Origin of the sequence: Acinetobacter larvae (assembly GCF_001704115.1) — a bacterium.
Lineage (GTDB): Bacteria > Pseudomonadota > Gammaproteobacteria > Pseudomonadales > Moraxellaceae > Acinetobacter > Acinetobacter larvae.
In genome coordinates, this window is the sequence record NZ_CP016895.1 from 1 (window position 1) to 18,749 (window position 18,749).

13 protein-coding genes and 1 pseudogene are annotated in these 18,749 nt (G+C 41.0%); 9 read left to right on the forward strand and 5 right to left on the reverse strand.

Annotated elements, in window-relative coordinates; all coding sequences use genetic code 11:
* The 6 genes from dnaA to BFG52_RS00030 all read left to right on the forward strand — a co-directional run bounded on the left by dnaA (position 1) and on the right by BFG52_RS00030 (position 7,958).
* On the forward strand, positions 1 to 1,404 hold the full coding sequence (dnaA, locus tag BFG52_RS00005; RefSeq protein ID WP_067550940.1) for a chromosomal replication initiator protein DnaA: 1,404 nt from the start codon (positions 1 to 3) through the stop codon (positions 1,402 to 1,404).
* Positions 1,405 to 1,622: 218 nt separating this feature from the next.
* Positions 1,623 to 2,771 (forward strand): DNA polymerase III subunit beta, encoded by a 1,149-nt coding sequence (gene dnaN / locus BFG52_RS00010; protein ID WP_067550943.1) that lies wholly within the window; start codon positions 1,623 to 1,625, stop codon positions 2,769 to 2,771.
* A 58-nt stretch (positions 2,772 to 2,829) separates the two neighbouring features.
* Entirely contained in the window at positions 2,830 to 3,906 is a 1,077-nt protein-coding gene (recF, locus tag BFG52_RS00015; protein WP_067550946.1) for a DNA replication/repair protein RecF, read from the forward strand.
* 55 nt (positions 3,907 to 3,961) lie between these two features.
* Entirely contained in the window at positions 3,962 to 6,430 is a 2,469-nt protein-coding gene (gene gyrB / locus BFG52_RS00020) for a DNA topoisomerase (ATP-hydrolyzing) subunit B (RefSeq protein WP_067550949.1), read from the forward strand.
* 332 nt (positions 6,431 to 6,762) lie between these two features.
* Positions 6,763 to 7,107 (forward strand): hypothetical protein, encoded by a 345-nt coding sequence (locus tag BFG52_RS00025; RefSeq protein ID WP_067550952.1) that lies wholly within the window; start codon positions 6,763 to 6,765, stop codon positions 7,105 to 7,107.
* A 317-nt stretch (positions 7,108 to 7,424) separates the two neighbouring features.
* Entirely contained in the window at positions 7,425 to 7,958 is a 534-nt protein-coding gene (locus tag BFG52_RS00030) for a DinB family protein (RefSeq protein ID WP_067550955.1), read from the forward strand.
* 46 nt (positions 7,959 to 8,004) lie between these two features.
* Here BFG52_RS00030 and BFG52_RS00035 read toward each other — a convergent pair whose 3' ends face one another.
* The 4 genes from BFG52_RS00035 to BFG52_RS00050 all read right to left on the reverse strand — a co-directional run bounded on the left by BFG52_RS00035 (position 8,005) and on the right by BFG52_RS00050 (position 14,711).
* Positions 8,005 to 10,497 (reverse strand): PEP/pyruvate-binding domain-containing protein, encoded by a 2,493-nt coding sequence (locus BFG52_RS00035; RefSeq protein WP_067550958.1) that lies wholly within the window; start codon positions 10,495 to 10,497, stop codon positions 8,005 to 8,007.
* An 11-nt stretch (positions 10,498 to 10,508) separates the two neighbouring features.
* Complete coding sequence (locus tag BFG52_RS00040; RefSeq protein WP_067550961.1) at positions 10,509 to 11,351, reverse strand: phosphatase PAP2 family protein; 843 nt, start codon at positions 11,349 to 11,351, stop codon at positions 10,509 to 10,511.
* Entirely contained in the window at positions 11,352 to 12,377 is a 1,026-nt protein-coding gene (locus tag BFG52_RS00045) for a 1-acyl-sn-glycerol-3-phosphate acyltransferase (protein ID WP_157758053.1), read from the reverse strand.
* A 348-nt stretch (positions 12,378 to 12,725) separates the two neighbouring features.
* Positions 12,726 to 14,711, reverse strand: coding sequence for an ATP-binding cassette domain-containing protein (locus tag BFG52_RS00050; RefSeq protein WP_067550967.1), 1,986 nt, complete (start codon positions 14,709 to 14,711; stop codon positions 12,726 to 12,728).
* 185 nt (positions 14,712 to 14,896) lie between these two features.
* Here BFG52_RS00050 and erpA point away from each other — a divergent pair, with 185 nt between their 5' ends.
* Entirely contained in the window at positions 14,897 to 15,232 is a 336-nt protein-coding gene (erpA, locus tag BFG52_RS00055; protein WP_067550970.1) for an iron-sulfur cluster insertion protein ErpA, read from the forward strand.
* Positions 15,233 to 15,285: 53 nt separating this feature from the next.
* Here erpA and BFG52_RS17215 read toward each other — a convergent pair.
* A pseudogene (locus BFG52_RS17215) lies at positions 15,286 to 15,558 on the reverse strand (response regulator transcription factor); the annotation flags it as partial.
* 1,013 nt (positions 15,559 to 16,571) lie between these two features.
* Here BFG52_RS17215 and BFG52_RS00065 point away from each other — a divergent pair.
* Both BFG52_RS00065 and BFG52_RS00070 read left to right on the forward strand, forming a co-directional pair.
* Entirely contained in the window at positions 16,572 to 17,612 is a 1,041-nt protein-coding gene (locus BFG52_RS00065; protein ID WP_067550976.1) for an aliphatic amidase, read from the forward strand.
* A gap of 65 nt (positions 17,613 to 17,677) precedes the next feature.
* Positions 17,678 to 18,739, forward strand: coding sequence for an AAA family ATPase (locus BFG52_RS00070; protein ID WP_067550979.1), 1,062 nt, complete (start codon positions 17,678 to 17,680; stop codon positions 18,737 to 18,739).
* Positions 18,740 to 18,749: the final 10 nt, after the last annotated feature.

Below are 18,749 nucleotides of genomic sequence, written 5' to 3' on the forward strand. Positions count from 1 at the left end.
ATGCTTTGGACAGAATGCTTAACTCGCTTGCGACAAGAGCTGTCTGATAATGTCTACGCAATGTGGATTCGTCCTTTAGTTGCTGAAGAAAGTGATGGTGTTTTAAAACTTTATGCACCTAATCCATATTGGACGCGCTATATACAAGAGCATCATCTTGAGTTGATCTCTATTTTGGCAGAGCAACTGTCTGAAGGTCGGGTTCGTAAAGTCGAGATTTTAGTTGATTCTCGCCCCGGCGGAATTCTTTCTGCGGCGGAACAACCTGCTACAACGACGGCAGCATTATCAACTGCACCTGTTACGACAGCGAAAGCAAAAAAAGAAAAAGAGCTTGAGTCTGTGCAAGCCCCTAGCAATGCTCAAAGTAAAAATGCAAAAAAACGCTTATTAAATCCTCAGTTTACCTTTGCATTATTTGTGGAGGGGCGGTCAAACCAAATGGCTGCAGAAACTTGCCGTAAAGTGTTAACGCAATTGGGGGAGTCTCAGCATAATCCATTATTTTTATATGGTCCGACAGGTTTGGGGAAAACACATTTAATGCAAGCTGTAGGGAATGCTTTATTACAAGCCAAACCCAATGCGCGCGTAATGTATATGACGGCTGAAAGCTTTGTACAAGACTTTGTGAGCTCTTTGCAAAAAGGTAAGGTTGAGGAGTTTAAGAAAAACTGTCGTTCTTTGGATTTACTATTGGTTGATGATATCCATTTATTAGCCGGTAAAGAAGCGAGTTTGGTTGAGTTTTTCTATACTTTTAATGCTTTACTCGATGAATCTAAACAAATTATTTTAACTTCTGACCGTTATCCTAAAGAGTTGACTGAACTTGATCCACGACTGGTCTCTAGATTTTCATGGGGATTGTCAGTTGGTGTTGAACCGCCAGATATTGAAACGCGTATTGAAATTTTACTTAAAAAAGCCGAAAGTAATGGTATCGATTTACCGCGAAATTGTGCTTTATTTATTGCACAACAAGTTGTGGCGAATGTCCGCGAATTGGAAGGCGCACTCAATAAAGTTGTTGCAATTTCTCGTTTTAAAGGTGCAGCGATTGATTTAGATGTTGTGCGCGAGTCGTTAAAAGATGTTCTGGCTATTCGTGCCAGAACGATTAGTACTGAAAATATTCAACGGGTGGTCAGTGAATATTTTCGGATTCCTTTGAAAGAATTAACAGGTCCTAAAAGAACACGTATTTATGCGCGACCGAGACAGTTGGCTATGGGGTTGGCGCGTGAGTTAACAGGAGACAGTTTTCCTGAAATTGGCATGGCTTTTGGTGGGCGTGATCATAGTACCGTGATGCATGCCTGTGAAAAAGTGCAGAGCCTATGTGCTGAAGATCCTATTTTTAATGAAGATTATAAGAATCTCATGCGTTTGTTGCAGAGTTAGTGACTTATACCTCAAGCTACAAATGGGCTGCATGAAAGATTAAATTTTATGCAATTGTTTGTACGAAATGACGCTATTGATGATGATTGCTTGGATCGCATACGTGATAGAATTGCGCTTTGTACTTTGTTGCAATACGGTATATTCTGCAGCATAGTACACTGCTAAAAAATTAAATTAATTGTCTTCGGTTGCATTGGATTTAGAGGAATTTCATCGTGCGTTTGAAAATAGCAAAAGAGAGTTTGCTCAATGTTTTATCATTGGTTATGGGAGCTGTAGAACGGCGTCATACCATTAATATTCTTTCCAATGTCAAAATTCAAGCCACTGAACAGGCCTTAATTATTACAGGATCGGACTCTGAAGTTGAGCTGGTTGCCAGTACTCAGTTGACCGATGGCGCATGTTTACAAGCAGGTGAAACCACTGTTCCTGCACGTAAATTGATGGATATCTGTAAGTCTTTACCCAATACCGCATTGGTTGACTTACAGATTACTGAAGATCAGCGTTGTATTTTAAAAAGTGGCAATAGCCGCTTTGTGTTAGGGACTTTGGCTGCTGAAGATTACCCATTACTCAACCATGATCGCAATCAAGGCACATCGGTACAGGTAACTGAACGTGAGTTGAAACGTTTATTTGAGAAAACAGCTTTTGCTATGGCTGTACAAGATGTACGTTTTTATTTGACAGGGACTTTACTAGAGATTGAAGATCAAAGCTTACGTGCAGTGACTACAGATGGTCACCGTTTAGCGCTGTGTGAAACACAAGCACAATCTGACACCGCCCAATTAATGCAAGCTATTGTTCCACGTAAAGCTGTGGGAGAGTTACAGCGCTTATTGAGTACAGAAGATCATCAACTCAATCTCATGATTGGTCGTGAGCTGTTGAACGTAACCATTAATATTGCCAATCGTGAAAAAGAACAGGGTGGTATTCAAGTACGTTTTAGTACTAAATTAATTGATGGTAAATTCCCTGATTATCGTCGTGTTATTCCACGTGGCGGTGATAAACAGGCAGTGATTGCACATGACGTTTTTAAGCAATCCCTACAACGGGTTTCGATTTTAAGTAATGAAAAACTTCGCGGCGTATTTTTGCATTTTAATCCAGACAGCTTACAGTTGCGTGCAAATAACCCAGAGCAAGATGAAGCAATTGAAGACTTGGCGATTCAATACAGCAATGCCAGCCTCGAAATGTCTTTTAATGCGCAATATATTTTAGATGTGCTGAATGTTTTAGATGGTGATGATCTCACCATGATTATGACTGAGGCGACGCAATCTGTTTTGGTACAGGATCCAACACATAGCGATCAAACCTATGTGGTTATGCCAATGCGTGTTTAAGCTTGAAAAAGTTGCGATATCTCGCGTTATTCCTGTCATTTTTTAAGATGTCGTATTTATGCATATTACGCGTTTAAATATACAGCGTGTAAGAAATCTAACGACGGTTGCATTACAAGATTTGCAACCGTTTAATATTTTTTATGGCGCCAATGGTTCGGGTAAAACGTCGATACTAGAAGCATTGCATATTTTAGCCACTGGTCGATCTTTTCGTACCCATATTGCTAAGCACTATATTCAGTACCAATGCCAAGACGCATTGATTTTTGCGCAATCCGCATATGAAAAAATTGGTTTAAAAAAAAATTTATCAGGTGAGCAAGTCATCAAGGTTAATGGTGACAGCATTGCCACACAAGGACAGTTGGCAAAAATTCTACCTTTACAATTATTAGATCCACTCAGTACCGATATTATTGATCATGGTGCCAAAGCACGAAGACAGTTGTTGGATTGGCTGATGTTTCATGTGGAACCTGGTTTTTATCAAAATTGGCAACACTATTCACGTGCCTTAAAACAAAGAAATAGTTTATTAAAGCGTTCTAGACAGTTGAGTTTACAAGACTTGAGTGCATGGAATCAGATGCTAAGCCATTATGGCGAGCAATTACATCAACAACGTTTGGCAATGTTGGCTGAATGGAAATGTTATTTGGTTGAAGATTTGGCTGCATTATTGCCTGATCTAGAAATTGAGCTTGAATATCAGGCTGGGTTTCATGTGGAACATGGCTTATTGCAGGATTTGACGCAACATCATCAACGCGATTTGGATCGACGTTATACCGAATATGGACCACATCGAGCAGATTTACGTTTGAAGACGGTACATGGTGATGTCGCACAAGTGCTATCGCGTGGTCAGAAGAAATTGTTGATTATGGCATTAAAGCTCTCACAGATCGCTATGTTACATGCTTGTAATAGGGAAACTGTGGTATTATTGGATGATGTGACCGCAGAATTAGATTTGGCTGCGCAACAGCGATTGATTGCGCGATTGAGCCAATTGGGAAGTCAAGTTTTTATGACCACCTTGGACCAAGATTTTATCCATAATCATTTCCAGAACTCTCCTATTGCTTATCGGCAATACAAGGTAGAGTCTGGACAAGTTATTGCTGTATGAATGACGCTTTTAGTATTTGGGGGTTTAGGCCCATTATTTTCACTAGGGAGAAACCATGAGTTCAGAAGATCAAATCGCTTCTCAATCAGAACAGACCAATGAAAAAACTTATGATTCCTCTAGTATCAAAGTATTACGTGGTCTAGACGCAGTACGTAAGCGTCCTGGAATGTATATTGGTGATACGGATGACGGTACTGGTTTACACCACATGGTATTTGAGGTTGTCGACAACGCCATTGATGAAGCATTAGCTGGACACTGTAATGAGATTGTTGTGACGATTCATCAAGATGAATCTGTCAGTGTGTCGGATAACGGTCGTGGTATTCCCACAGATATTCATCCTGAAGAGGGAGTATCTGCTGCAGAAGTGATCCTTACGATCTTGCATGCGGGGGGAAAATTTGATGACAACAGTTATAAGGTATCGGGTGGTTTACATGGTGTCGGTGTTTCTGTTGTTAATGCGCTTTCAAGTAAATTAGAATTAACTATTTATCGTGCTGGTAAGATTCATCAACAAGAATATCGCCATGGTGATCCACAAGAACGTTTAAAAGTGATCGGTGAGACGGCACTCACTGGTACAGTCGTTCGTTTCTGGCCAAGTGCTGATACTTTTAGTCAAACAATTTTTAATGTAGATATTTTAGCGCGTCGCTTGCGTGAATTGTCCTTTTTGAATGCTGGTGTAAAAATTGTTTTAAGAGATGAACGTGTTGATTTAGAACATGTTTATGACTATGCTGGTGGTCTATCGGAATTTGTAAAATACATCAATCAGGGTAAAAATAACCTGAATGATATTTTTCATTTCACCACAGATTCAGAAAATGGTATTGCTGTAGAAGTTGCGTTGCAATGGAATGATACGTATCAAGAAAATGTGCGTTGTTTTACCAACAACATTCCTCAAAAGGATGGTGGTTCACATTTAGCTGGTTTCCGAGCGGCTTTAACACGTGGTCTAAATCAATATCTTGAGAATGAAAATATTCTCAAAAAAGAAAAAGTGAACGTTACTGGGGATGATGCACGAGAAGGTTTGACCGCGATTATTTCGGTCAAAGTTCCTGATCCGAAGTTCTCATCACAAACCAAAGAAAAGTTGGTTTCGAGTGAAGTCAAACCCGTGGTAGAGCAAGCCATGAATAAGGCCTTCTCTGAGTACCTCTTAGAGAATCCTACAGCGGCTAAAGCGATTGCAGGTAAAATCGTGGATGCTGCACGTGCACGTGATGCTGCACGTAAAGCGCGTGAAATGACACGTCGTAAGAGTGCACTGGATATCGCTGGTTTACCTGGTAAATTGGCAGATTGCCAAGAAAAAGATCCTGCGTTATCTGAATTATATCTTGTCGAGGGTGACTCGGCGGGTGGTTCAGCCAAACAAGGGCGTAATCGTAAAATGCAAGCCATCTTGCCTTTGAAGGGTAAGATTTTAAACGTAGAACGGGCACGCTTTGACAAGATGATTTCATCTGCTGAGGTGGGCACACTGATTACAGCCTTGGGCTGTGGTATTGGGCGTGAAGAATATAACCCTGACAAATTACGTTATCATAAAATTATTATCATGACCGATGCGGATGTGGATGGTTCACATATTCGGACTTTGTTACTCACATTCTTCTTCCGTCAAATGCCGGAGTTGGTGGAACGTGGTCATATTTATATTGCGCAACCACCTTTGTATAAGCTGAAAAAAGGTAAACAAGAGCAATACCTCAAAGATAATGATGCTTTAGAAAGTTATCTAATCTCCAATGCACTTGATGAATTGTCTTTGCATATTAGTGCTGAGGCGCCTGCGATTCGTGGGGATCGTTTGGCGGCAGTGATTGCAGATTATCAAGTCTCGCAGAAAAGCTTAACCCGCTTAACGCTACGTTATCCAGCAAGTTTATTAGATGCCTTGTTGGCTGTAGAGGCATTTAAATTGGATCAAACCCAAGATGCTGCATATGTACAGCAATGGGCTGAACAACTGGCGGCCTTGATGCTCACCTCACAGCCAAGCTTACGCCCTGAGGTCAGTTTGGAGCGTTTTGAAAAAGAGAGCAGTAGCGGTGAAAAGTCAGCACATTATTGGCCACGTATGACCATTTATGTCCACAACTTGCCACAGCATTATTTATTGGATGCGGGGTTATTGGCATCCAATGAGTATAAGCGTTTGCTACAAAATGCCAAAAGCTGGTTTACGCTATTGGAAGACGGTGCATATCTACAAAAAGGTGAGCGCAAAATTGCAGTAGAAAACTTCCACCAAGTTTGGAATCAAGTCTTGTCTGACTCACGTCGTGGCATGATGATTCAGCGTTATAAAGGTTTGGGAGAGATGAATGCTGAGCAGCTTTGGGAGACCACGATGGATCCTGAAAACCGTAATATGCTGCAAGTCACCATTGATGATGCCATTGAAGCAGATCGCATGTTCTCCTGCTTGATGGGCGATGATGTCGAACCACGTCGGGCTTTCATTGAGGAAAATGCATTGAATGCAGATATTGATGCTTAATTGACGTTGATATAGATATTGACGTTGATATAGATATCAGCTAAGCATTTTGTAAAATACACGCCAATTGGCGTGTATTTTTTTGTCGACTTTTTTGTCGACAATTTATGGGCTTAAAGCTTATTCTGTGACAGATGATTGCTGTTGGAAGGGCTGCAAAACAAGCTAATATTTAAGTAAATTCAAATGCTTTATGAAGTAATTTAACGGTTGTTGTGGCAAATGGAATGCGCTTTGATAGCGATTTAGTGTCTTGCAATCTACTTGTCAACGGATTGCTTTAAGTTGATGGGAGACTGTTTATTGTACAACGATAAAAAGAGGATGTGACAATGAATTTTAGTTTTGAGCAAGGTCGGGATGCTTGGGTAAATGCCTATTATTTGGGTAATGTACAACAATTACAACAGTACGAGGCTGAAGATTTATTGATTCATTATCAAGCATCCGGCATCGATGAAAGCTGTATTAATCGCTATAACCAGATTCAACATGCGGTAGAAAATGCTATGTGGCGTCCACAGAAACTCGATATTGTTGCTGAGGAATTTGAGTTTAGTGATGATTTTCATCATTGTTTGGTTCGTTTAAGAGATGCACAAGATCGTATATTGGTCGAAGAAAAGTGGCGTAATCATAGTGGGTTATGGCAGATTTATAGGCTAACTATTTTTTAAATTTAAAATATAACAATAAGAATTTTATATCTTTCGCTGCTACTGTTTAAGTGATGATCAAGCGATTAAGTTGCTATTTTTAACGTATCGCTGTATTTGTATTGTGGATAAGATAGCGTGTTGCGGTTTTTTATTTTTGAATTTATTTTGCGCTTACTATATTTGAATTTAAATAACGCAGCTACTTTTAAATTCAAAGTTTGAGTAAATAAATTTAAAAGTAAGGTGTGGATAACTTATGTGTTATCAACAAGCGAGTTTTTGAATTTAAAATTATAAATTTAAAAGCGTTTTGGAGCAGAATTTCGGGGTGGTTAATGAATTTAAAAAATTTTGAAATTTTAGCGCGTTACAATATTTGGGCAACTCAGAATTTAAATAAACACTTAAGTCAAATTTCTGATCAGGATTTTTTTGCAGACTGTGGTTTATTTTTTAAAAGTATTTTCGCCACCTTAAATCATGTATTGTTGGGTGAGCATCATTTATGGTTCCCGCGTTTTCAAGGTGAAAACACTGCGTCATTAAAATTAGATCAGATCATTCAACCTGATCGACAGCAATTATTAAGAGCATTAGAAACTGGTGCAGCATCTTGGTTAAAGTGGTTGGCAACATTGGATGAAGAAACCCTCCCTGAGCAATTGCATTATCGTAGTTGTGCAGGGCAGTTGCTCTCTTTGCCTTATCAAGCCACATTACTACATGTTTTTCACCATGCGACGCATCACCGTGGGCAGATTAGCGCCGCTTTAACTCAATTGGGCTATGCTTGTCCTGAAATAGACATGATCTATATGCTATTAGAAGAACAGTTAGAAGAACAGCTAGAAGAACAGCAAGCGACATGATGTATCACCACTTGCTGCATATTTGTGATTTTTGCTGATGCTGTGATTATGTTGACTCACAGCGTCGCACAGTACCTTTTTGTCCATCGACGATGACATGGTCACCTGATTGTAACCAGCTACAGGCATCTCGAATACTCATCACGGCAGGAATACCCAATTCTCGTGCAGTCACAGCACCATGTGATAGTGGTCCACCGCTTTCTGTAATCACGGCTTTGGCTTGGTAAAATAGTGGTGTCCAAGCTGGGTTGGTGGTTTTGGCAACTAAGATAGCACCACTGGGAAAATGAACAAATTGATTGGGATCAGTAATCACAAAAACCTCACCTTCAGCTTGCCCTGAGCTGCCTGCTAAACCTTGCCGTTCGCCGCTATGGTCGGTAGTGATGATATTTTCTTCGCCATATACCCATGCAGCAGGATGTTGTTGCGCATGTTGGTAGCGTGCTTTTTCTGTGGCAGCAAGGTGGCGAATATCGCTAAAGTCTTGTGATGCAATTGCCTCACCCAATGTGTCTGGTGGAATAAAAAATACATCCCAAGCATCATCTAAGGCACCATAGTTGACCAAACGTTTACCAATTTCATGCGCTGCACGGCGAAAGGGAATATTTAAACGTGTGGTGTGGTAATGCTCAATGTCATCAAGTGCAGTATATGTACGAACTAAGCGAATCAGTTCTTGCAAGAAAAATCGAAAAGTCTCTGGCACCGCTTTAAGAATCTCAAGTTCCGTCGCCAGCATTTGATCGCGTTTTTGCCAATAGCTGACGGTGTGATGATCTTCTTGTTGTTTTGCCATCAATTGGATTTGAGAAAAAACGAGATGCGGCGCTTCTAACCACGTTGCATGATAGGCATCGAAGTCCACCTCACGGTGACCATGCTGGGCAAGAAATTGCTGGAATTTTTTTGCCAATTTTGGATAGTCTCGCAGTGCATCTTGCAGTTGTTGGGTATTCTCAAAGCTACGTGTATATAACTCATCATGTTGGCGTAATAGACGAGATAACTCCCACATGGCTTGATTGACCAAGGCAGTTTTGGTTTCTGTGGTCGCGATGAGTTGATCAAAAACCTGTTGGGCTTGGCTGGGAATAAACTGTTCAAGTACTTTGCGTAAGGTTTGATAGAGCAAGCTTTGGGTTAAAGAAATAGCAATATTGGGTAAGAAATAAGCCGTTCCAAGGGTATTGATCTGCTGCAAAATTTCCCAACATTCTGTGATAGATTTATGCTGATAATCGATATCGTTCAAGCGACCAATGGCCAGTAAATAGCTATCGAGGTCATTCATCCAGCGTGTTGGAAGTTCACTGATCCAGGTAAATTGCCATAAACCACCTGATTCAATAAAAGCAGCTAATTTTTCTGTACTATTTAACGATGCGATTGGCATACGCCCTGCGTAGACACGCACGGCATTTTGGTTGCCATAAACATAGTTGTCTTTGAGCACAAACCATTTGTCATGAAAAGGAGGCAGTCCCATCAATTGGAAAGAGTAGTTGAGTGACTGATGAAAACCATCCTCACAGAGTTGCCAAGTTAAAGGCGTGACTGGATTGGGAAAACGTTCTGCGGATTCATCACGGGTCCAGCGTGGCGCAAAGCGTGTCACTGCGCGAGACTGTAGGAGGTAGAGCTGATCTCCTTCAAAAGCCCATTCAATATCTTGTGGAAACGTCGCATGTTGTTCGGCTAAACGGGCTAATTCTGCGACTTGCTTGGCTTGTTGAGCATTTAAAGCGGGCTGCTGTTGTTGTGTAATGGGTAATTCGAGCAGCGTACTGCCGCTTGCTGCACGTACTAGGGCATGGGTTTTTTGTGCAATATGCTGGCTATCAATTGCACCTTGTGCATTTATTCGAAATTCGTCGACTTCTGCTTCGCCGGCAACAACCGTTTCACCTAAACCAAATGCAGCATTGATGAGCACATTTTCAATGTCTTCACCGACTGGATCAATTGAAAAAGCAACGCCGGCAGCATCCTGTGGACCAACATTGACCATTTTTTGGATCACAATAGCCATTGCAGCAGCGTGGTCTGGAACACCTAAACGCTCGCGATAGATAATAACTTCAGGGTTCCAGAGGGATAACCAACATTGTAAAACCGCTTGTTGCAAGGCTGCTACGCCATGGACATTTAAAAGCGTATCGTGCAAACCAGCAAATGCTGCACCCGGTAAATCTTCAGCACTGCCTGAAGAGCGTACTGCAAAATAGGTGTCAGGGTTATCTTGTTGTAATTGTTGCAGTGCTTGTATCAGTTCGGGGCTGAGGGCTTGTTGTTGCAGCAATGCCCGAATCTTTTGGCTTTTTTCATTGGCATTATGCTGTTGTTCGTATTGTGCAATCGCTGTTTTAAAGGGGGCAAGCCATGCTTGGTAAATGTTAGTTGGAACAATAAAAGCTTCTGGTACTGCTAATCCAGCTTGGTGCGAGCGTATCAGCCCCATTGCTTTACCGCCTACAGCTTGGATATCCAGATGCTGGGCTTCATCGAGTGATGGTAATATATTATTTTTCATGTATGTAAAACCTATGTTGATCCATTGCTAGAAGGCGCTTGTAATTGACGTTGGCTGATTTTGAGTTGTATTGCGCTGAGTGCTAAACCAAAGAGAATGTCGACTCCATAGTGATAGCGCAAAAAGATGGTGGCAAAGACTGTGCCTGTGACGATAGGGATGAGAGCAATACCGATTTTACGATGCCCCGTTTGTATGAGAAAACCAACAATAAAAATTGAGATAGCGGTGTGTAGACTGGGGAAGACGTCCATACCGGTCACCCCTTGATTGACTGTGGCAGTCACCCATTGGCTGATCACACCACCGCCACCATGCTGAGGCAAAATGGTAAAAGCAGGACCTGCCGCAGGAAATAGCAGATAGCCTATAAAACCAATGCTATACAGTGTGATTAAGCCATTAAAAAAGCTTTTCCCTGCCTGAGTTTTGCGTTGCAGTGCATAATAAATAACACTCGCAACAATCAGCAAATAGAAGAAAAAGTAACATGCCGAAATGACATCAGCCCAAACGGGGTGTTGTTCATACTGAAAATAGGCGGCAAGGGTATGACCTTGCCAGAGCATTTGATCAATTTGGAGCAATAAGGGATCGGCAGACCAACCTAAAATGTACTGGGCAATGAATGACAATAAGGGAAAAACTGCCCAAGACAGTAAAAAAAGTAACACGCCTAGATTGGCATGTTGTGGTTTTTTGATTGCGAGCCAAGTACTGCATAACCATAAGATACTGACAGCGATCAAGGAGAATTGATCTTTGATTTGACCTACTTGGCTAATGGCGATACCAGCAAGAATGAGCAACAGCAAAACGATTGCTAAAAATAACCGAGCAATATATGTATTCATTTAGCGTCCAAGGTCTGCAGATAGATTGATCGGTGTGGGTTCAGGATAGTAATACCACGCTAAATGACCAACGATGATGATGAAAATTGCCAGTATGGGTGTGAAATAACACAGTATTGCCCAATACAATAGCGTGAAAAGACTGCCATAAAAGCCACCCAGCAGTCGAAAGAAGGTGACATTATTGCGACCATCAGATGCTTTTTGCGCCAGTCGTGCCACCACAACAGTTGGAAAAAAAGCCACGATAAAAAAGAGTTGGATGAGGCGTTGATGTAGCCAGACATGCGGTTGAATAAGGCTTGCAGGCGGGTCCAATAATGTCTGCTGTTGAGCGGCTAAAAATGCCTGACCATAGTCGCTATCTTGTGACTGACAGTGCTGCCAAGCCAATGCTTGAGTTTGGTTAAAGTGGGCAATAGATTGACAATGTACTGAAACCTCTTTTAAGGCGGTTGATAATTCTTGCTGAATTTGTTCAATATCATTGCTTTGTGGATAAAATGCAGTGCCAAACACGATTGATACACGGCTTTTAAACCCATCTGGGCGACTATAAAACAGCCCCAGACATTGGACCTCAAAGTCGATTTGTTGCTGTTTTAACTGTTGTACGATTTGTGCCATACCTGTTTTATAGGGCAAGGCTTGATGCTGCCATTCACTACTGCCCTCAGGCATTAAGCACAATGAACCACCTTGAGCAATTTGTGTAATGGCTTGTTGGATCGGAGATGCCACGGCTTGTGGCGAGATACCATAACGCGCAACATCTTTGGGACGCACCACCGGGATGCCATCAAAAAGTAGGCGTAGAAACCATTTACGTAGCATTTGTATGGAAATGAGCGAGGGCGTCTCGTCTAATGCCCACACGTAAATTTGCCCATCGGTTGCACCATTACGATGACTGGCGAGAAACAAGGTGGGTTTAGCTGATTTTGTGCCTTGTACATCGATTCTTTTATAATAAAACCGTGTCAGTAGCTTGGCTAAATTTTGATGCCATAACGATAGTTTTCTCAAGAATAATGATCCCCGATTGATCATGTCCCAAGTGGGGGCGTGATGGAATGTTGTAGGATGACTGAAAGTCTATGAGGAAGAGATCAACTGTTTTTATTAAGATTTTTTAACCATACAATCTAAAAAAACTGTAGTCAACGCCATGTTTATATTGAAAATGTTAATGAACATTAGCGTTATCTGTTATTGAATGGTTGAATCTGACCTAAATATATGCGCTGAAAAATTAAGTTTTACTGCATATTTTTTTACTGCATATTTATGATGTAAAAAAGCCACCGACATGTGCAGGTGGCTTCTATGTATGGTATGAGTGATGCAATAAGCGTTTATGTCAGATAAGCGAGCTCAATCAAAACTACTTTCCAGTTCTTCAAGTGCCATCATATGCTCTAATAATTGCTCTTCAGCTTGGGCTAAGTCGGCTTTCAACTGGTTTTGCTTTTCCATAATGAGCAATAACTCAGCTTTACGCTGCGCATCGTAAATACTGCTATCAGCAAGTTTAATTTCAAGGTCAGCCAAAGCATTGTGCAGCTTCTCAATTTTAGCTTCTAGCTTTTCAATCTCTTTACGGATCGGGCGGCTTTGTTCACGGCGTCGTGCTGCTGCTTTACGCTGTGCTTCTTTATCGAGTTTTGCCGTATTGGTAGCGGTTGTATTTGCACTACTTGATGGCTTTGCTTGGGATGCTGCTGGTTTTTTAGGGTTTGCAGCTTCTGTATTGTTGTCTACCGGATCTACAGCTTTTTTACTTTGTTGCGCACGTGCTTGGCGTAACCACTGCGCATAATCTTGTAAATCACCATCAAAGTTTTGACATTGCCCTTGGTGAACCAAAATCAGATCGTCACAGACACTGGCGATTAACTGCCGTTCGTGCGATACCAATACCACCGCACCTTCAAATTCTTGTAAAGCCATGGTCAGTGCATGGCGCATGTCTAAGTCTAAATGGTTGGTTGGTTCGTCTAGAATCAATACATTAGGGCGTTGCCAAACAATTAAAGCCAAGGCTAAACGTGCTCGTTCACCACCCGAAAAGTTTTCACAGCGTGTATCCATGCGTTCGCCACTAAAGCCAAAACTTCCCAAGAATGAACGCAGTGTCGCTTCACTGATTTTTTTATCGGCGAGTCGTGCCAGTTGTAGCATAGGGCTGGCATCACCATCTAAAGCATCCATTTGATGCTGAGCAAAATAGCCGATATTCAACAGTTCTGAGGCTTTACGTAAGCCATGATGTAATGCTAAGTCGCCAACCAGTGATTTGATCAGGGTGGATTTCCCCGCACCATTCATACCCAATAAACCGATACGGCTATTGGGGGTAATTTGTAGATTGATATTTTTGGCAATGATACGATTTTCATAGCCAATATCGGCATGTTCTAGCGTGAGCAAAGGCGAACTCATTTTACTGGGTTCACGGAAACTAAAGGTAAAAGGCGTATCGATATGTGCTGGTGCCAGTTCCTGCATGCGTTCCAGCTGTTTAATCCGGCTTTGCGCTTGGCGTGCTTTGGTTGCTTTGGCTTTAAAGCGATCGATAAATTTTTGTAAATGCGCGCGCGTTTCTTGCTGCTTTTCAAAAGCTTGTTGTTGTTGGGCTAAACGTTCTGCACGGGTTTTTTCAAAGCTTGAATAGTTACCAGTGTAGAGTATCAATTCTTGGTTTTCGATATGCAAAATATGATCGGTGATGGCATCCAAAAAATCACGGTCATGGGAAATCAGCACCAATGTTCCCGCATAGGCTTTTAGCCAGTCTTCTAACCATAAAATAGCATCTAAGTCTAAGTGGTTGGTGGGCTCATCGAGTAATAATAAATCTGAGCGACTCATCAGGGTACGTGCCAAATTGAGACGCATACGCCAACCACCAGAAAAACTAGCCACATCGAGTTCAGATTGGAAGTCTTGAAAGCCTAAACCCGCCATCAATTGCGATGCTTTAGCAGGTGCAGAATAGCCGTTGATTTCATCAAAGCGACTATAACGTTCAGCCAGTTGATGGTCATCTAACTGATCTGGATGAGCAAGCTCATGCTGAATTTGCCAATATTCTTCATCACCAGAGAGCACGAAATCGATGGCTTTCATATTTAAGGCTTTGATTTCTTGCGCCATGTGAGCAACTGTCCAAGTATGGGGACGTGTCAATTGACCATGATCAGATTCCATCTGACCCAGCAAGGCAGAAAATAAGGTCGATTTCCCAGCACCATTGACGCCAGTTAGACCAATTTTCCAACCAGGGTGAAGTTGCATGGAGGCATTTTGAAAGAGAATCCGTCCACCACGGCGTAAACAAAGTTGTTCTAACTGGATCATAAGCTAACAATCAATCGCTGCGAAACAAAGCGCCTATAGTAAAGGATTCCGATTGGGTCAGCAAAATTATGTGTAAATTTTATAACATTCGATCTTTAAACAGCAGTGACAGCCCATATAATGACTATGGTATACTACGCCAGATGTTATTTTACTTGCATCATCGCTCTGAGGAATAATCTATCATGAATGCCCAAGCCCTTGAAATTACAGATAAAGCAGCAAATAAGGTGCGTCAATTGCGTGAAAGCGAGGGTAATCCAGATCTCATGTTACGTGTATATGTGACAGGTGGTGGTTGTTCTGGTTTCTCCTATGGTTTTAATTTTGCTGAAAGTATTAATGAAGACGATGCCAAATTTGAAAATGGTGATGTCGCCATGTTGGTAGATTCCTTAAGTTATCAGTATTTGGTTGGTTCTAAAGTAGATTATGTTGAAGGTTTAGAAGGGTCGCGTTTTATTATTGATAACCCGAATGCAACGACAACCTGTGGTTGCGGTTCATCTTTTTCGATCTAATCCCCACATGTCTGTATTGCAACAGATATAAGACCAGACAGCCATCCAATGCGCTAGACTTGTTGTTGCTGATCAAAATCCTCAAAGAGCAGTTGAGGATTTTTTTTGCGCCAATGATATTGATTAATATAGGCAACGGCTGCGGTGCGAGTTGCGACGGATAGTTTACGAAAGATATGTTCCAAATGCTTATTGATAGTTCTTGGGCTACAGCACAGCCTATTGGCAATATTTTTATTGCTCTGACCTCGCATGAGCCAGTGCATGACTTCGGTTTCACGTGGAGTCAGTTGCGGACAGTATTGTTGAATATCATAATATTGTAGTTGTTGTTGCTGTCGATAAAGATGAGTCATGATGCGCAAATAAGCATGTTGTACATTATAGGGGATGGCAATATAGTCATCATAACCCGCCATAAATGCTTGGTAGAGATAATCGGGTTGTTGCTGTGGTGTGAGTAAAATACTGTGCGCCAAAGTAAAGTGAGAATTATGTCTGAGGTGGATAAAAACCTCAAAGACATTACAGACTGGATGTAAGTCATCGACCAGCAACAGTATCGGATGGCGAATCTTATCTAGATATTGTATCGCTGAGCACAGGCTTAAAATCAAAATTACAGGCTGTTGTTGTGCCACTAAATAATGTTTTAAGTCGATTAAATGACTACTGTACTGTGAACCCAACAATATAATAGAATATTTATTTGTTTTATTTTTTACATTAAAGTCATACTGTGATTTCATATTGGTTATCCTTATTATAGTGCTAGACTAATAATATAAAAATAAAGCACTGATCCATAAAAATATAACGCTAAAATATGATATTAAATAACGGTTTTGTTGCGGGCTTAAAATCATTTTTTAAAAAGAAATTTTATGTATAAGTTCTTGTTTTTATGTTAAATATATAAATTATTTATAGCGTATTGAGCCTCCGTTATGCTGTGTTTATTCAGTGTCTATTCCGTATTTATATCGCCGCTATGCTATGAATCGCCGATATACTATTAAGAGTCAAATGCGATTAAATATTGTTTTTTTGCATTATATCTGGCTTTAAGAGCATTGAATAGTTTAATTTGCTGTTCGCGTTTTATATGTTATACGTCATTTTTCGTATTTTAAAATACTCTAAAGCATTTGATTATGTTTGTAGATTGTCTTTGCAATATAAAAAGGCTATCGCTGTTGTGCTATTTATGAATTTAAGCCGTATTGAACTGCAGTAGATAGTTAATCAAAGCTATTGTTAATCAAAATGATTATTTAATAAAACCTATTATTGAATAAAACCTATTATAAATCGAATAGCGTCATATAAGGACAGAGATATGAGACATGGTGATATTTCCAGTAGCCCCAATTGCGTTGGGGTAGCGGTAGTAAACTATAAGATTCCTCGTTTACATAGTCGTGAGCAAGTACTCGATAACGCAAAAAATATAGCAGCAATGATTCAGGGCATGAAAACGGGTTTACCCGGAATGGATCTGGTGATTTTTCCTGAATATAGCACAATGGGCATTATGTATGATCGTGATGAAATGTATGCCACAGCAGCAACGGTACCCGGTGACGAAACCACAATTTTTTCCCAAGCCTGTCGTGAAGCAAAAGTATGGGGGGTATTTTCCATTACTGGTGAACAGCACGAGCAACACCCACATAAATCGCCGTATAACACTTTGATTTTAATCAATGATCAAGGTGATATTGTACAGAAATATCGCAAAATCATCCCATGGTGCCCCATTGAAGGTTGGTGCCCGGGGGATACCACCTATGTGACCGAAGGACCCAAAGGTTTAAAAATCTCTTTAATTATTTGTGACGATGGCAACTATCCAGAAATCTGGCGTGACTGTGCCATGAAAGGTGCCGAATTGATTATCCGTTGTCAGGGCTATATGTACCCAGCCTGCGAACAGCAAGTACTTATTTCTAAATCGATGGCATGGGCCAATAATGTCTATGTTGCGGTTGCCAATGGCACTGGCTTTGATGGTGTGTATAGCTATTTTGGTCACTCTGCCATTATTGGTTTTGATGGTCGTACTTTGGGTGAATGTGGTACCGAGGAAAATGGTATTCAATACGCGCAGTTATCAGTGCCGGAAATCCGCGATGCACGTCAATACGGGCAGTCGCAAAATCATTTATTTAAACTACTACATCGCGGTTATACCGCAGTATATAACGATGGCGATGGTGACAAAGGTGTGGCAGATTGTCCATTCGATTTTTATCGAAACTGGGTGTTGGATGCGAAAAAAGCCCAAGAAAATGTGGAACAGTTTACCCGTAGCCATGTTGGTGTTGCTGAATGCCCGGTCGGGAATTTACCGCATGAAGGTAAATTACAAGAGCGGTGAAGCGCTGATGATCGTGTCAAGAAAGCATTGCGCCAGATAAAATAATTGAAACTAGGGAGAGTCGAATGACCTATGCCAGTGATCGATTAGAATCTAATTTACAACAGCTTGCCGCACAACAGTCTACAAGCCAACAACAGGCAACATCAAGCCCGCATTGCGCATCACGTTTTGTTTTTGAACCCGAAGCCGTGATGCAATTTTTAAAACATCGCATTGTGGGGCAAGCGCAAGTATTACAACAATTTGAGCAATTATTATATTTAGTGAAAGCAGATTTTAATGCGCCCAATAAACCTTTGGCGGTGATGCTATTACTGGGCAGTACCGGTGTGGGGAAAACTGAAACTGTACGTTTACTCAGCGAGGCTATACATGGTCATGCCGATGCTTACTGTCGAATAGATATGAATACTTTGGCACAAGAGCATTATGTGGCTGCGCTGAGTGGCGCGCCACCAGGTTATGTTGGCAGTAAAGAAGCGACCACTTTATTTGATATCGAGGCAATACAAGGCAGTTATAGTAAACCCGGTATCGTATTATTTGATGAGTTAGAAAAAGCCAGTCAGGAGGTGATTCGTTGTTTATTGAATATATTTGACAATGGTCGATTGACCGTAGCATCTGGGGTGAAAACTATTGATTTTCGAAATTGCCTGATTTTTATGACCAGTAATGTTGGTGCTGCTATTTTACAAGAACAGTGGTCTAAGTTTTTATTGCGACCACAATATTGGTTTCGTCAGCGCGATGGTTATGAATACCATTTGGTGAAACAAGCGCTACGTAAACGTTTTGACCCTGAGTTTTTAAATCGAATAGACCGTACCGTTTATTATAATCGGATCAGTCGCCATGATTTAAAAAATCTTATTTTAATTGAGATCGAAAAACTGAATCAGCGGTTATCTAAATACAATGTTACTGTGCAATTACATGAAGCTGTGCTGGATTATCTAGCCGATGAGTATGATCAACGTTATGGTGCGCGCCATGTGGTTCGTTGCATACGTACCCAGATTGAACCGGTGATTGCTCGTTTTATGCTGCGTTTTCCAGACATACAAAACATTTCATTGCAGTATCGTGGTGGTCAAGTAGAAGCACATGAAAACTTAGACTAGCAAAAGACAT

Bases quoted from the DNA above. Each gene is read 5' to 3' on its own strand.
- dnaA (WP_067550940.1), top strand. From the start codon at position 1: ATGCTTTGGACAGAATGCTTAACTCGCTTGCGACAAGAGCTGTCTGAT.
- recF (WP_067550946.1), top strand. From the start codon at position 2,830: ATGCATATTACGCGTTTAAATATACAGCGTGTAAGAAATCTAACGACG.
- gyrB (WP_067550949.1), top strand. From the start codon at position 3,962: ATGAGTTCAGAAGATCAAATCGCTTCTCAATCAGAACAGACCAATGAA.
- BFG52_RS00025 (WP_067550952.1), top strand. From the start codon at position 6,763: ATGAATTTTAGTTTTGAGCAAGGTCGGGATGCTTGGGTAAATGCCTAT.
- BFG52_RS00030 (WP_067550955.1), top strand. From the start codon at position 7,425: ATGAATTTAAAAAATTTTGAAATTTTAGCGCGTTACAATATTTGGGCA.
- BFG52_RS00035 (WP_067550958.1), bottom strand. From the start codon at position 10,497: ATGAAAAATAATATATTACCATCACTCGATGAAGCCCAGCATCTGGAT.
- BFG52_RS00040 (WP_067550961.1), bottom strand. From the start codon at position 11,351: ATGAATACATATATTGCTCGGTTATTTTTAGCAATCGTTTTGCTGTTG.
- BFG52_RS00050 (WP_067550967.1), bottom strand. From the start codon at position 14,711: ATGATCCAGTTAGAACAACTTTGTTTACGCCGTGGTGGACGGATTCTC.
- erpA (WP_067550970.1), top strand. From the start codon at position 14,897: ATGAATGCCCAAGCCCTTGAAATTACAGATAAAGCAGCAAATAAGGTG.
- BFG52_RS00065 (WP_067550976.1), top strand. From the start codon at position 16,572: ATGAGACATGGTGATATTTCCAGTAGCCCCAATTGCGTTGGGGTAGCG.
- BFG52_RS00070 (WP_067550979.1), top strand. From the start codon at position 17,678: ATGACCTATGCCAGTGATCGATTAGAATCTAATTTACAACAGCTTGCC.